13 protein-coding genes are annotated in these 14,137 nt (G+C 34.1%); 7 read left to right on the top strand and 6 right to left on the bottom strand.

What is annotated here, in order from left to right; all coding sequences use genetic code 11:
• The first annotated feature begins 20 nt into the window (after positions 1-20).
• A complete protein-coding gene (locus tag BKH41_RS00665; protein ID WP_095296495.1) occupies positions 21-1,091 on the top strand; it encodes a tyrosine-type recombinase/integrase in 1,071 nt (356 codons plus the stop codon).
• Here BKH41_RS00665 and BKH41_RS00660 read toward each other — a convergent pair.
• From BKH41_RS00660 to ppsA, 3 genes are read right to left on the bottom strand one after another with little or no spacing between them, the layout of a single operon-like run.
• Entirely contained in the window at positions 1,088-1,624 is a 537-nt protein-coding gene (locus BKH41_RS00660) for a DUF308 domain-containing protein (RefSeq protein ID WP_095296494.1), read from the bottom strand. The genes BKH41_RS00665 and BKH41_RS00660 overlap by 4 nt on opposite strands.
• Positions 1,625-1,628: 4 nt before the next feature.
• Positions 1,629-2,165 (bottom strand): GNAT family N-acetyltransferase, encoded by a 537-nt coding sequence (locus tag BKH41_RS00655; protein ID WP_095296493.1) that lies wholly within the window; start codon positions 2,163-2,165, stop codon positions 1,629-1,631.
• Complete coding sequence (gene ppsA / locus BKH41_RS00650) at positions 2,162-4,588, bottom strand: pyruvate, water dikinase (protein WP_095296492.1); 2,427 nt, start codon at positions 4,586-4,588, stop codon at positions 2,162-2,164. The genes BKH41_RS00655 and ppsA overlap by 4 nt, the downstream gene beginning before the upstream one ends.
• Positions 4,589-4,782: 194 nt before the next feature.
• Here ppsA and purL point away from each other — a divergent pair, with 194 nt between their 5' ends.
• The 6 genes from purL to BKH41_RS00620 all read left to right on the top strand — a co-directional run bounded on the left by purL (position 4,783) and on the right by BKH41_RS00620 (position 11,948).
• Entirely contained in the window at positions 4,783-7,020 is a 2,238-nt protein-coding gene (purL, locus tag BKH41_RS00645; RefSeq protein WP_095296491.1) for a phosphoribosylformylglycinamidine synthase subunit PurL, read from the top strand.
• Positions 7,021-7,029: 9 nt separating this feature from the next.
• Positions 7,030-8,040: a lipid A deacylase LpxR family protein gene (locus tag BKH41_RS00640; RefSeq protein ID WP_095296490.1), complete on the top strand. Its 1,011-nt coding sequence runs from the start codon at positions 7,030-7,032 to the stop codon at positions 8,038-8,040.
• The gene (locus tag BKH41_RS00635) at positions 8,018-8,518 is read left to right on the top strand and encodes a hypothetical protein (protein WP_180762682.1); all 501 of its coding nucleotides are present in this window, start codon (positions 8,018-8,020) and stop codon (positions 8,516-8,518) included. Before BKH41_RS00640 ends, BKH41_RS00635 begins: the two co-directional genes overlap by 23 nt.
• Before the next feature lie 95 nt (positions 8,519-8,613).
• Positions 8,614-10,779, top strand: a complete 2,166-nt coding sequence (locus BKH41_RS00630) for a TonB-dependent receptor (RefSeq protein WP_143428675.1) — start codon at positions 8,614-8,616, stop codon at positions 10,777-10,779.
• Complete coding sequence (locus BKH41_RS00625; protein ID WP_180762681.1) at positions 10,754-11,716, top strand: ABC transporter substrate-binding protein; 963 nt, start codon at positions 10,754-10,756, stop codon at positions 11,714-11,716. The genes BKH41_RS00630 and BKH41_RS00625 overlap by 26 nt, the downstream gene beginning before the upstream one ends.
• A gap of 22 nt (positions 11,717-11,738) precedes the next feature.
• Positions 11,739-11,948, top strand: a complete 210-nt coding sequence (locus BKH41_RS00620; protein ID WP_095296486.1) for a 4-oxalocrotonate tautomerase family protein — start codon at positions 11,739-11,741, stop codon at positions 11,946-11,948.
• 7 nt (positions 11,949-11,955) lie between these two features.
• Here the strand turns inward: BKH41_RS00620 and yedF are convergent, their stop codons facing one another.
• The 3 genes from yedF to gmhA form a co-directional block, all read right to left on the bottom strand.
• A complete protein-coding gene (gene yedF, locus BKH41_RS00615) occupies positions 11,956-12,180 on the bottom strand; it encodes a sulfurtransferase-like selenium metabolism protein YedF (protein WP_343286803.1) in 225 nt (74 codons plus the stop codon).
• 15 nt (positions 12,181-12,195) lie between these two features.
• Positions 12,196-13,419 (bottom strand): selenium metabolism membrane protein YedE/FdhT, encoded by a 1,224-nt coding sequence (gene yedE, locus BKH41_RS00610; RefSeq protein ID WP_095296484.1) that lies wholly within the window; start codon positions 13,417-13,419, stop codon positions 12,196-12,198.
• Between the two features lie 145 nt (positions 13,420-13,564).
• Positions 13,565-14,131, bottom strand: a complete 567-nt coding sequence (gmhA, locus tag BKH41_RS00605) for a D-sedoheptulose 7-phosphate isomerase (protein ID WP_095296483.1) — start codon at positions 14,129-14,131, stop codon at positions 13,565-13,567.
• Positions 14,132-14,137 lie beyond the last annotated feature (6 nt).

Genomic DNA, 14,137 nt, shown 5'->3' with positions numbered 1-14,137 from the left:
TAATAAATAAAAGGATATAGATGCGTTATGTTTTAGAATCCGATGAAGGTTTTTTACAAGATTTACTATTTTGGTCATCTCGTTTTATTCGTTATAAACTTACAACGCTTTCAAATACCCAAGTAAAGGATAAAAAATGTATTCAAGAATGCCTCCAAAGACTTCAAAAAAAACCTAAAAATATTCAAGAACTTGAGATGATTTGTAAAATTGCTAGAAATGCAGGACTCATTGGCATTAATACTTATGCCCAACCTATTATCAAGCTTTATGAGTATTTGAGAGATTTTAATTCAATGAAAGAAATTGATGAAGAGGTCTTGAGTGAGTTTTTGGCAATGCAGACAGGGGGATTGAGCTTGGCGAGCAAAAAAAATTATCGTATTGCTTTGCTAGGCTTTTTTAATTATATTGATAAACAAAATCAAGATGCAAACGGAAATTCATATATTTATAATATAGAACTCAAAAATATTAGCGGGGTCAAGGGAAAATCAGGACAAAAACTCCCTACCTATCTAAATCAGGATGAATTGGAAAAATTTTTATCTGGGATTGAAAAATTTGAAATGTCAGAAAAAATTCGTGCAAGAAACCGCTTGATCATAAAAATGATTATTTACACCGGCATAAGAGTTAGTGAGGCTATCCATCTTAAAGCAAAGGATATAAACCTAGAAGAAAATTTATATCTTTTGAATATCAAAGGAAAAGGAAATAAATATCGAGTAGTAATGATAAAAGCACTCCATATTCGAAATTTGCTTGAAGAATGGCTGATGATAAGATCTCAGATCGAGGTTGAAGACGAGTTATTATTTTGCAATCAAAGAGGAAGACCTTTGACACAAGCTTATATTTACCGTCAAGTTGAGCAAATACTAGCCAGTATCGGCATTCGAAAAGAAAAAAATGGAGCACATATGTTAAGACATTCTTTTGCCACCCTGCTCTACCAAAAAAGACACGATTTAGTATTGGTCCAAGAAGCTTTAGGACACGCAGATTTAAACACAAGTAGAATTTATACGCATTTTGACAAGAAGCATCTTTTAGAAGCGGCCAGTATTATGGATAATATCAACCACTAAAGGATTGATTTGAATTTTTTCAATCCCCACCATCCCATTAAGGAGATTAGACCAAAAAATATGAAATAAATACCGGCTAAGATACCTATAGTTACAGATGCAATACTTGGATTGATGGCAAAAATTATCCCGATGAAAATATTAATTGTTGAAACAATAAATAACCAAAACCATTGAGAAAATCCTGATTTTTTTAACACAAAAGAAGAAGATATTCCCAAAATACCTTTAAATATTGCCAAAAATGCCACAAAATAAATCATTGTAATAGAAGTGAATTCAACCCCACCAAATGTAAATATAAGTCCAAAAAACAAAGATAACAAACCATCTCCCAATACCCATTGGGAACTGGAAAATTCTCGAATTCTAAAGTAATAAAAAATTCCTACTATGCCACTTGCAATTAAAATAATTGGGATCAGAACCATCAGAGCTAAAAATGTCTCTGTGGGGGTAAAAACAGATATGATTCCACAAGCAAGAATGGCCAAGCCAAATAAAAACCAAATAACACTCAATATACGGTCCATATTATCAATCCTTTATAAAATTTATATCTAATTTCATATAATAATCATCCATTATATAGCCTTCTCCAATAGGAATCTTATCTTCCCTATAGACTTTAAAACCAAGCTTTTCATAGGCTTTTAGAGAGTTTATATTTTGCTTATTTACACTCAGCCAGATATAGTCAATTTGTAAGGTTTTTACAAGCTCTTTGAGATGATGCATTACAGCTTTAGCAATACCTTGATTGCGATGATTCTTTTGAATATAGAGTTTGCTCAAAAAAATACCTTTTACATTTTTAGATATATAAGGATCATTTTTTTGTATGATTGCAAAATAACCCGCCAATTCTTCATTCCTAATAATTTTAAAATATTCATAATTTTCTTGGGTTTGTTTAGCTATTGCTTGGACGCTTTGAAAATTTTGTATCATATATTGAATTTGAGATTGTGAGAGAATGTTGGCGTAATGTTCTTGCCAAATCTCTTTGGCAAGCAAATGGATATTTTCAAAATCAGTTTGATTTTCAGCTTGCTTAAAACTTAATGATTTCATCGTTTTAATTCTTTTTCCAATTTAGAAACACAATTCCAAGTTGAAATCACAGAGTCGGGATTTAAGGATATTGAGTCAATTCCCTCGCGAACCAAAAATTCTGCTATTTCGGGATAATCACTCGGTGCTTGACCACAAATCCCACAATACTTATTATGTTTTTTACAAGCTGCAATAGCGCGTTTAAACATTTCAAGCATAGCAGGATTTCTTTCATCAAAAATATTACTCACAAGCTCTCCATCTCTATCCACTCCTAAAGTGAGTTGCGTAAGATCATTTGAGCCGATAGAAAATCCATCAAACATTGATAAAAAGTCATCAGCTAAAATTACATTTACTGGAAGTTCACACATTACATAAATTTCAAGTCCATTCTTACCTGATTCAAGCCCATTTCTCCTAAGAATTTCCAAAACTTTTTTCCCTTCCTCAGGAGTTCTTAAAAATGGAATCATAATTTTCATATTTGTTAGACCCATTTCATCTCTGACCATAGCCAATGCTTGACATTCCCATTCAAAAGCCCCTCGATATAAATCGGAATAATATCTACTTGCCCCACGAAATCCCAACATTGGATTTTCTTCTTGAGGTTCATAGGCTGTTCCTCCTATCATTCCGCGATATTCGTTGGATTTAAAATCACTAGTACGAACAATCACAGGACGCGGATAAAAAGCTGAAGCTATCATTCCCATACCTTCGGCGATTTTTTTAACGAAAAAATCTTTTGGATTTTCATAACCTGCAATTAGTTTTACAATTTCTTCTTTACCTTGGATATCTTTTTTACCATTTTGAAGATCCAAAAGTGCCAATGGATGAGCTTTTATCTGATTAAGAACAATCAATTCCATTCTAGCCAACCCTACCCCGTGATTTGGAAGTTGTGAGAAACTGAAAGCTTTTTCAGGATTACCCACATTCATATAAATTTTTGTTTTGGTCTGTCCCATATTGGAAAGCTCAATGCTTTCAACTTCATAAGGATGAATGCCTGCATATACATAGCCTTCTTCTCCCTCAGCACAAGAAACTGTGACTTCCATACCTGTATAAAGTCGATCTGTAGCTCCCATTGCACCTACAATAGCTGGAACTCCTATCTCTCTAGCAACAATAGCTGCGTGGCAAGTTCTGCCTCCGCGGTTGGTAATTACTGCTGAAGCCTTTTTCATCGCCGGCTCCCAATCGGGATCGGTATTATCTGTAACTAAAATTTCCCCTTCTTTAAAGGTATTCATATGTTCAATATCATTGATAATTCTGACTTTTCCAGTGCCAATTTTACCTCCAATGGCTCTTCCGATAATAATTATTTCTTTTCTTTCATCATTATTTTTAAATTTAAATTTTTCAAGTTTTTGTCCATTAGTTTTTTTGATATTTTGACTTTGAACGGTCTCAGGACGTGCTTGAACGATAAAAATTTCACCACTTTCTCCGTCTTTTGCCCATTCCATATCCATTGGTCTGTATTCACCGGCTTCTTTTGTATAGTGTTTCTCGATAATAATTGCATAACGTGCAAGAGTTAAAATGTCTTCATCGGTAATGGAAAAAGTATCCAGTTCTTTTTGGGTTGTTTTAATATTTTTAGTAGGGTGATCACTGCCCTTGGGAGCATAGACCATTTTTTGGTGTTTGGTGCCAAGTTGTCGTTTGATAATGGGACGCTTGCCCTGCTCTAATGTGGGTTTAAAAACATAAAATTCGTCAGGATTCACAGTTCCCCCAACAACATTTTCTCCTAATCCCCAACTTGATGTGATGAAAACGGTATCCTTAAATCCTGTTTCAGTATCAATCGAAAACATCACCCCTGCACTCCCCTTATCGGCGCGAACCATTTTTTGAATTCCCACGCTTAAGGCAACCTTAAAATGATCAAATCCCCTAGAAGCCCTATAACTTACTGCCCTATCTGTAAATAATGAAGCTAAACAAGATTTAATATAATGGATAAGTTCAGTTTGCCCCTTAACACTCAAATAAGTGTCTTGTTGCCCTGCAAATGAAGCATCCGGAAGATCTTCAGCAGTTGCAGAACTTCGAACTGCTACATCGGCCTCTTTCATACCGTATTCATCGCTTAAAATTTGATAGGCTTGAAAAATCTCATCTCTAAGATCGGTTGGAAAAGGGGTTCCAAAAATAAGCTCACGAATTTTTTTTGAACGCGTTTTCAAAACATCAATTTCGGTCACATCAACGCCATCAAGCAAATCAATTATCTTTTGTTTGATCCCACCGCTGTCAAGCAGATACCAGTAAGCTTGACTTGTAATGGCAAATCCATTTGGCACCTTAATCCCAACAGGAACAAGTTCTTGAAACATTTCTCCAATACTTGCATTTTTACCTCCAACTAGAGGGACATCCCTGTTATTCAGTTCTTTAAAAAACTTGATGTATTTCATAATCTGCATTCTCCTAATCATCTGTTGTACTTAACATTTTAGTAGATAAATCTTTATTTGATACTTAGGAATTTATAAAATTTCAGATTTTTTCTAATTTTCTTTGTTTCTTGAGGATTTTAGATAAAATTCTTATTGGTAAAACAACTCCAAACATAACATTTATCAAAAATACAAAATATTTGAGGAAAACTATGGAAAAAGCCCCGCAACAAATAAAAAATATTTCCGAAGTGCTTAAAAATCATAAGCTAACCCAAGATGATTATGAGCAAATCAAAAAAGTCTTATCTCGCGAACCAAATTTGCTTGAAATTGCTATATTTTCGGCAATGTGGAGCGAGCATTGTAGTTATAAATCCAGCAAAAAATACTTGAAGGGTTTTCCTATTGCTGCTCCTTGGGTGATACAAGGACCAGGAGAAAATGCGGGTGTGATTGACATCGGAGAGGGTTATGCTGCCGTCTTTAAAATAGAATCCCATAATCATCCAAGTTTCATAGAACCCCACGCAGGAGCAGCAACAGGTGTAGGGGGAATTATGAGGGATATTTTTACAATGGGCGCTAGACCTGTGGCAAGCCTGAATTCGATTCGTTTTGGAGAGGTTGATAGAGATGATGGAATAGGAAAAAAACACCGCTATTTACTTCAAGGGGTTGTTTCTGGAATTGGAGATTATGGGAATTGTATGGGTGTTCCTACAATCGGAGGAGAAACAAGTTTTGAGGCTTGCTATAATGGAAATATTCTTGTAAATGCTTTTACTTTGGGTGTGGCAAAAAGTAGTGAAATATTTTATGGTAAGGCTGAAGGAATTGGAAATCCTGTTATTTATGTCGGTAGTAAAACCGGTGCTGATGGACTTGGAGGGGCTGTGATGAGTAGTGATAGCTTCACACAAGATTCCAAATCTCTTCGACCTACGGTGCAAATCGGAGATCCATTTAGTGAAAAACTACTATTAGAAGCGTGTTTGGAACTTTTTCAAAAAGATTTGATTGTTGGGATTCAAGATATGGGAGCTGCAGGTTTAACCAGTTCGAGTTTTGAAATGGCAGGACGTAGCGGGAGTGGTATGATAATGCATCTTGATAAGGTTCCAATGCGAGAAGCAGGGTTAGGACCTTATGAGCTAATGCTTAGCGAATCACAAGAGAGAATGTTAATCTGTGCTAAAAAAGATTGCGAACAAGAAGTTATAGAGATATTTAAAAAATGGGAATTGGATGCAGAGATCATAGGAGAAGTGACAGATAGTGGCAATATGGAATTATTTTGGCAAGGAGAAAAATGCGCTGAAATTCCGGTGAGAGATTTGAGTGAAAATGCACCTGTTTTAGATAGACCTTTAAGCAAACCGCACTATCTTGTCGATTTGGTTAAAAAAGATTATGCAGGCACTTCTCTTTCTCAACAAGAAATTTTTGAAACTTTGCTTGGAAGTCTTGAAATTTGCGATAAATCTTGGATTTATTCTCAATATGATGGGAGTGTAGGAACAAATTCGATCATAGGAAGTGGAAAAGGCGATGCAAGCGTCATTCGCGTAAAAGAAAATAATTCTTTTTTGGCAATGAATGTTTATTGCAATCCCCGTTATTGTTATCTTGACCCTAAGGGTGGCTCAAAGATTGCTGTTGCAACAGCTGGTAGGAATTGTGTTTTAAGAGGAGCAAAAGTCTTAGCAATTAGTGATTGCCTCAATTTTGGAAACCCGGAAAATCCTGAGGTAATGTGGCAATTCAAAGAGGCTTGTGAAGGCATCAAAGAGGCTTGTGAAATTCTCAAGACTCCCGTGATTAGCGGGAATGTATCTTTGTATAATCAAACCGAAGACAAAGACATTTACCCTACTCCAACAATCGTGGCAGTTGGAACCATAAAAGGTAAAGTTATTGATTCGAGCTTAAAAAAAACAGGGAATCATTTGGTGCTTTTAGGTGGTTTAGATAGAGATTTTGGAGGAAGCTTAATTCAAAAAATCATCAATCAAGAGTGTAATGGAAAAATCCCTTTGATTGATTTGGAAAAAGAAGCTTCATTATGGAAATTTTTATTAGAAGCTTTTAATAATGATTTGATTGTTTCGGCTAAAGATATCGGGAAAGGTGGTCTTGCAATAACATTGGCAAAAATGGCATTATTTGGCAATAAAGGCATTAGGGTAAAAACATCATTCAATTCCATTCAAAAACTCGAAAAAGAAATGATTTTTAGTGAATCTCAAAGTTGCGTGATTGCTGAAATTTCTCCTATAAATTTCCCAATTCTTTCGGAATTAGGGCAAAAATTTCGAATTCCTGTTTGCTTGCTTGGAGAGATTTTGGATTCAGATCACTCAATTCAAATCGATTCTATTACTATTGATATGTCAAAAGCAAAGGAAATATTTTTTGAAAGCTTTCGAACAAAGCTTAATTTAGATTAAGGCAAAAATATGAAAAAATTTACATCGGTATTTATATTATTTTTTGGGGTTACTGTAGGTTTGGCTAATGATGTGTGTGACACAGAATTAACTCCTTATAAAAAACAATTTGTTAATCTGCTTAGCGAAAATGATGCCTATGCCAATCAGTACATTGACCAATACTATACCGCTGGAACAAGTCTTGGCTATACTAGCGAAGAATATAATTTTGAGTGCGAGGATCGTGATTCATTGATGGCTTGGAGTCGATATTTAAGTGTCGGATGGAATAAAATCAAAATGACACGTTTTAATATTTCTGTAATACAAGATATTTATACTCCCCATTCTAGAGTTTTGATTCCAAACTCTCCTGACCATCCTTATTCAGGTTATCTGCGTTTGAATTTTGGGGTTTATCACCGGAGTGAAAGTATTTTGGAAAGTGTTTTTTTATCACTAGGAATGGTAGGTCCTTCTGCACTTGCTTATGAAACCCAAAAACTTATCCATTATCTAACTAATAATCCTGTTTTCTATGGCTGGAGCCATCAATTGAGAAATGAATTTATTGTTAATCTCAACTATCAGTTGATTAAAAAAATTTATTTATGGGATTCAAGATTTATTACCTCTGATATTCTTCCAGGTCTTGATGTTGCATTGGGAAATGCGGACACACATGTCCAGATTGGCACTCGACTTCGCATAGGCTACAACCTAGATTCTGACTTTGGAGTCAATAAGGTAAATTCGAGTTTTAGTGGTGGAGAAGCTTATAATGATAGATTTTCATTTTATATTTTCGGAGGAATTTCAGGTCGTTATCAAGCCAGAAATATTTTTATACAAGGCAATAGTTTTGGTACTCCTACAGGATTAGATATGAAATATTTTGTTTATGATGGGGAAATAGGTGCAGCAGTTTTATATCGAGGAATGCGACTTGCCTATACCTATACCCATAGGAGCAAAACTTTCAGAAATCAGGCTGAACCTCATAATTTCGGGAGCTTTGAACTTAACATTGCTTTCTAAAATAAAAATAATTTTGGCAGTTATATGCTTATGTTGCCAATTTTTCCTTTCAGGTGCCAAAAATGCGTCTGATTATCTTAAAGAAGAACATCAAATACTCGACTCATATTACCAACAGGTAAAAATACAATCTCAACGTGGGCAATATCCTGTTTTTAGAGGAAGAAAAATTATTGAGCATTCTGTTTATGCAACACTTGAAAATATGCAAAAAAAGTATTTCGCAGGCGAACTTGTTTTAAGTCATTTTATACTTAAAGAGTTTATTAAATATAGCCATCTTGGAGGAGTTGGAATTGGTGGTATCTTGGCTTCGGAGGTAGAAAACAAAAAAGCTAAAATATTTTACCTTAAATTCGATGGAAGATATTTGAGTGATCTCGAATTTTTAGGGATAGGAAGCGAACTTTACGCCTATTGCGTACTGCCTGATTTTAACCATTGCATTTTGCTTGGTATCGGAGAAGATTGGAAATAATTACTTTCAATTTCAGTAATACTTAATAATATTTTTTTTAATATAGTAATAAAATATTATTGCAAGGATTGAATTTGAAATGGAGATACATTGGATTGGCATTATTATTAATCAATTTTTTAGAGTCAAAAGAAGATATCTATGAGCTTCAAAGACAAGTCACAACTGCTACAAGATTTGAAACTCAGGTGGATAGAGTACCTGGAAATGTTGATGTCATTGATAAAGAACAAATGCAAAAAAGAAGTCCTCAAAAAATTACAGATATCGTCAAAAACAGTGCAGGTATTTATATCCCAAATGATGCAGGATTAAATATACGCCCAGCTATTATGATGCGCGGGATCACAAATGGCGCTTTAGTCTTGATGGATGGTGTTATATTGAGCGATATGGACGGGGAAGCAAGATTACTTTCTCAAATCGTTTATCAAGATATTGATCGAGTCGAAATTGTTCGAGGACCTTTTTCAAGTCTTTATGGAACTGGAGCCATTGGAGGTGTGGTAAATTTTATGACTTCGATGCCCACACATTTTGAAGCAAAAGCTTCTTTGGGATATGGGAATGAATTTGAAAAACGCCGTGCAGATAAAAACCTTTTCAGAGGATATTTTAGTCTCGGCGATACTTTTTTAGATAAAAGATTACGCATTAAAGCAAATTACGGATTCAACGCTACTCAGGGTTATCCCCTTACGCCCGCCCTTTTTAGTGCTTCTCAATATAAAACTTTAAGCGATAATGGTGTCAGTGGTTTTAGTCCTTATGATAAAAACCAATATATTGGCGGAGATATTGGCAGACAAGCTTATGTTTCACAAAATGGTAGGATAAAGCTTGAGTATGACTGGAATGATAAAGACACGACAAGTATCACATTTATGGTGGCTAATTATGTATATAAATATATTGATATTCATTCAAATCTCATAAAGGACAATCAGATTTTTTATGGTGGAGGAACTTTGCCAAATATATTTGTAGAAAATCCTTATGGAGGCATAGGTAATTATATGAATTATTTGGGTTCAATATCACATAAGCATTATTTTGATAAATCTACTTTGAGCGTTACACTTTCTAGTGTAGATATGATTGGATTATATAATGGTGCCACAACTTCTCCAGACAAACAATACCCTACTATTGAAAAGGGTTATGGAGGCATACAGGATTTAAGAACTTCAAGCAATTATTTGGATGTGATGTATAATATGGAATTTGATAAACATTACTTAACACTAGGCCTTCAAGGGAGATTTTTGAATCTTAGTAACAAAAGCTATTCTTCAGAGAATTACAAAACCTTCAAGGAAGGGAGTTATCAAAAAGGACTTGGAGGCAATACGTGGTATATTTCTCCCCTCCTCCAATTAAACAGCAATTGGAATGACAAACTCAGCACAACGATTGGAGCAAGGTATGATTTTTGGAAAATGACAAATGTGTTCAATGATTTAGATGCCCAAACAAGGAAAGATATTTCCGTCAATGGCAAAGGTGCTTTTTCTCCAAAAGCTTCCATTAACTATAAACTATTTGCAACTACCTTATTAAAAGCTGAGGTAGGTTCAGCATTTAGAGCTCCAACAACAAGAGAGATGTTTAACACTCAAGCCAAATATAAATGGATTTTTAGTCCTGATCTTAAACCAGAATATGGCGTAGCATTTGATTTGGGGATCGAACAAAATACATTCAAAAATGGCTTATTTAAAATTTATTATTATCAGAGTGATATTTTAGATGCCATCTATGCTCAAACATTAGGCACAGATACAGCAACAAACAAACTGATCAAACAAAATAAAAATGCTGGCCATATTCGAATAAACGGAATAGAGATTGAATATAACCAACCCATAGGCTTTGGTATTAATATTTTGGCAAATTATACTTGGACAAATCCAAAAATGATTAAAAACGATGCAAATCCTTCTTTAGAGGGTAAGCAATTACCTATGATTCCTGAACATATGGCACATTTGATGATTTTATACGGATTACCGACAGGATTTTATGGCTCCTTGCAAGGAACTTATCAATCTCGAGCATATAAAGATTTTAATATTTGGGGAAGCAGGCATACTTTTGGCAGTTACGATGAACAACTTTATTTTGATGCAAAAATTGGTTATCATTTTGTTAAAGGATTTGATGTCAATATCAGCTTTCTGAATTTTACTAATAGCCTGTATTTTAATAATTATGAAGCTCCGGGAGCATCTTTTTATGCACAAATTTCTCAAACTTTTTAGTCTATATATTGTTTTTTTATTTTCAAATCTTTTTGGAGTTACAATTGAGATAAAAGATTTTTTTGGTACGCAATCTTTTGATACACCTGTTAAAAAAGTGATCATCTCAGGAACTTATTTAGAATTGCCTGCGGTATTGGGAATATGGGATAAGGTTGTAGGTCTTGATGAATATGCCTTTAGGATTGATGTGAATCAAATCAATAATCCTTATCTTGAAAATATCTATAAAATCAATTCTGCAACTTTAGGAAATATTGAAAAAATTCTTCAGTTATCTCCTGATATTATCATTTCAAGCACTCGAAGTGTTCAAAATATAAATTTTGGTAAAAAATTTGGTTTAAAATATTTATCTTTTCAAACTTATCGCATTACTGAAGTAAAAGAACAGTTAAGTATTATGGCGTCTTTATTTGGAAAAACTCAGAAAATAAAAATTACTATTGGAGAAATGGATAAGATATTTAAAATCATTGCCCAACAAACCAAAAATATTCAAAAGAAAAAACGAGTTATTTTTATGTTTCATAAACCCAATGTTATCAGCGGAAAAGAAAGTATTGTGGGCGATATGCTCAGATATGCTGCTACAGAAAATATTGGAGAAAAATATATTGAGTATGATCGAGCAGAAGTCTCTATTGAAACCATTGTAAATGAAAATCCCGATATAATTTTTATTTGGTGGCTTAGTCCTTATAGCGTCGATGATATATTGCATATTCCGGCCCTCAAATCAGTAAATGCCATCAAAAATAAACAAGTATATAAAATGCCGAGTTTTGATGGAACAGGTCCTAGAGTTGCATTAATGTCTCTATTTGTAGCAAAAACAGCATATTCGGATTATTTTAAAAATACCGATATCGATCATATTCTACAGAATTTTTATCTCAATGTTTTTGGTTTTTACCCAAAAGACTATCGTTTTTGATCCATCTGCTAAAGGAAATTAAATGCCTTTTGTTAATATTAGAATTACCAAAGAAAATGGAGAGCCTACTGCCAAACAAAAAGAAGAGCTTATAAGCGGTGTTACGGATTTGCTTCATTCTGTACTAAAGAAAAATAAAGCCTCTATGGTTGTAATCATTGATGAAATTGATACTGATAATTATGGACTTGGAGGAAAAAGTATTACCCAAGTGAGAAAAGAAAATACATAATCAAAACTTATTTTTGAATCAAGTATCGAATCGTAGTGCCTTGTTGTTCCACTTTTAATACTTTGTAACCGTGATTTTTAGCATCAATAGGTATATTATTGATACTTTGGGGACAATCACTTAAAACTTCCAATATTTCTCCATCATAAAGTTTTGGAAGTTCTTGAAGGGTTATTATTGCAGGGTATGGGCAGGGTTCTCCTTGGAGATCTAAACGATAATCGGGGATAATTTCTTTGTTATGCATTTAAATACCTTTTATATTTTGAGATATTTTTTTGTTAAAAAATCTTTTCTGAGTCCATAATATAAGAAAAAAAGCCAGAAACAAGAGTATATAATTTACAATCAATCCTCCATAATTACCAAAAATTTCCAAAAGATTTATCTTAGGCCACGAAGTTGCCAAAGTCTCTCCATAATAATCCCAACTCAAAGCAAGAATCATTGTTCCTATAACATTACCAATCCCGACTATCCAATAATGAACCTGTCCTTCAATTGCGCGATACATCCAACCACACTCACATCCTCCTGCTAAAACGATTCCAAAACCAAACAACAATCCACCTAAAACGATATTTGGACCCATCCAAGAAAGCTTTGGAGCATTGCCGAGCATCAAATAACTAAAAACACCAATCGAAGAGACCATCATTCCAATAAATACGGCTTTTGCCATTTGTGAGCGCCCCGTCATAAATAAATCTCTGAAGGCTGAAGTAAAACAAATCTGAGCCCTCGCAATGATAAAACCAAAAGAAATACCAAAACCAAGAGCCATCCCAAGAATAGGAAATGTTTTATTTTGAGGAATAGGAGAAGAATAAGTGAGCCATACCATCCAAAATATAGAAATCAAGAAAATAACACAACCAAGCAAAAATAAAAATTTTGCCCTTCCTTTTGTTGCAACAAGTGGTTTTTGAGAAGTTACTTTTTCAATCTTAAGTTTTGGGAGAAAACAAGGCAAACTGATAAATTTTGTGCCGATATACACCCCTATAATCATAAATATGGTAAAAACCCACGTATGTACCGAAAAATAAGGAATTCCTGTAAAGAAATTTGCTAGATTACATCCCATTGCAAGTCTTGCCCCAAATCCCGAAATAATACCGCCTATGAAACCTTGAGCAATTCTGATTTTATTTTTTGGAAATCTGATTTTAAAGTTATTTGCCCAAAGACTTGCAATCAAACACCCTAAAAACATTCCAATTACCATAATACCATCATTTCTACTAAGAGGAGTGCCGCTCATATTTTGTATTTGATAATAACTAAATTTATCAATATCAACCCCTAAAAGTTGGAGTATATGCCCTCCCCAACGTGTAAATTCTCCGGTTACCGCCCATAAACTTCCGCTCAATCCAAAATAATAGGTGGATAAAATTCCCAATGCAATGACTGCAGGTAACGGATTCCAAAATCCAACAAGATATTTTTGCTTAAAATCTTGCCACATAACAACTCCAAATAATGATAAAGTTTATTTTTAGATTTGAATTGATATGAAAGTCTAAAAATAGTATCGCTAAAACTTAGCGCTAAAAAGTTTCATATTATTTCTTAGTTTTATTTAAGAAAAAATAAAATCTCTGAAAGATTTTTTAAGCGAATGCACTCTCAATCATATCGCACAACGTATGAATAATCAAGATATGTGTTTCTTGAATACGCGGTGTGTCTGAACTTGGAACAACAAGATTTAAATCACAGATTTCAGACATTCTTCCTCCGCCTCTCCCGCTTAATCCAATATTTTTACACCCTATTTTTCTTCCTATTTCAAATGCATTCAAAATATTTTTTGAGTTTCCACTTGTAGAAATTCCAAAAACAATATCTTTTGGATTCGCCAAAGCTTCTACTTGTCTTGAAAATACATAATCAAATCCATAATCATTTCCAATAGCAGTAAGTGCAGATGTATCTGTGGTGATAGCAACTCCAGCGAGTGCCTTGCGTTCTCTTTTGTATCTGCCACTAAGTTCAGCGGCAAAATGTTGAGCATCAGCTGCACTTCCCCCATTCCCACAAATTAGAATTTTTCCTCCTTCAGAAAGGGATGCATTTAAAATTTCGGCTGTTTTTTGAATATCGCTTCCTAAAATTTCTAAACTCTTTTTAATTGTTTCCAAATGGGCTAAAAATTCGTTTTCTATAAATTGTCTCATTATAAA

The organism is Helicobacter sp. 12S02232-10 (assembly GCF_002272895.1).
Classification (GTDB): Bacteria; Campylobacterota; Campylobacteria; order Campylobacterales; family Helicobacteraceae; genus Helicobacter_J.
This window is presented reverse-complemented; position numbering and strand designations above follow the sequence as displayed.

Coding starts and splice junctions, on each gene's coding strand:
- BKH41_RS00665 (WP_095296495.1), top strand. CDS start 21: ATGCGTTATGTTTTAGAATCCGATGAAGGTTTTTTACAAGATTTACTA.
- BKH41_RS00660 (WP_095296494.1), bottom strand. CDS start 1,624: ATGGACCGTATATTGAGTGTTATTTGGTTTTTATTTGGCTTGGCCATT.
- BKH41_RS00655 (WP_095296493.1), bottom strand. CDS start 2,165: ATGAAATCATTAAGTTTTAAGCAAGCTGAAAATCAAACTGATTTTGAA.
- ppsA (WP_095296492.1), bottom strand. CDS start 4,588: ATGAAATACATCAAGTTTTTTAAAGAACTGAATAACAGGGATGTCCCT.
- purL (WP_095296491.1), top strand. CDS start 4,783: ATGGAAAAAGCCCCGCAACAAATAAAAAATATTTCCGAAGTGCTTAAA.
- BKH41_RS00640 (WP_095296490.1), top strand. CDS start 7,030: ATGAAAAAATTTACATCGGTATTTATATTATTTTTTGGGGTTACTGTA.
- BKH41_RS00625 (WP_180762681.1), top strand. CDS start 10,754: ATGCACAAATTTCTCAAACTTTTTAGTCTATATATTGTTTTTTTATTT.
- BKH41_RS00620 (WP_095296486.1), top strand. CDS start 11,739: ATGCCTTTTGTTAATATTAGAATTACCAAAGAAAATGGAGAGCCTACT.
- yedE (WP_095296484.1), bottom strand. CDS start 13,419: ATGTGGCAAGATTTTAAGCAAAAATATCTTGTTGGATTTTGGAATCCG.
- gmhA (WP_095296483.1), bottom strand. CDS start 14,131: ATGAGACAATTTATAGAAAACGAATTTTTAGCCCATTTGGAAACAATT.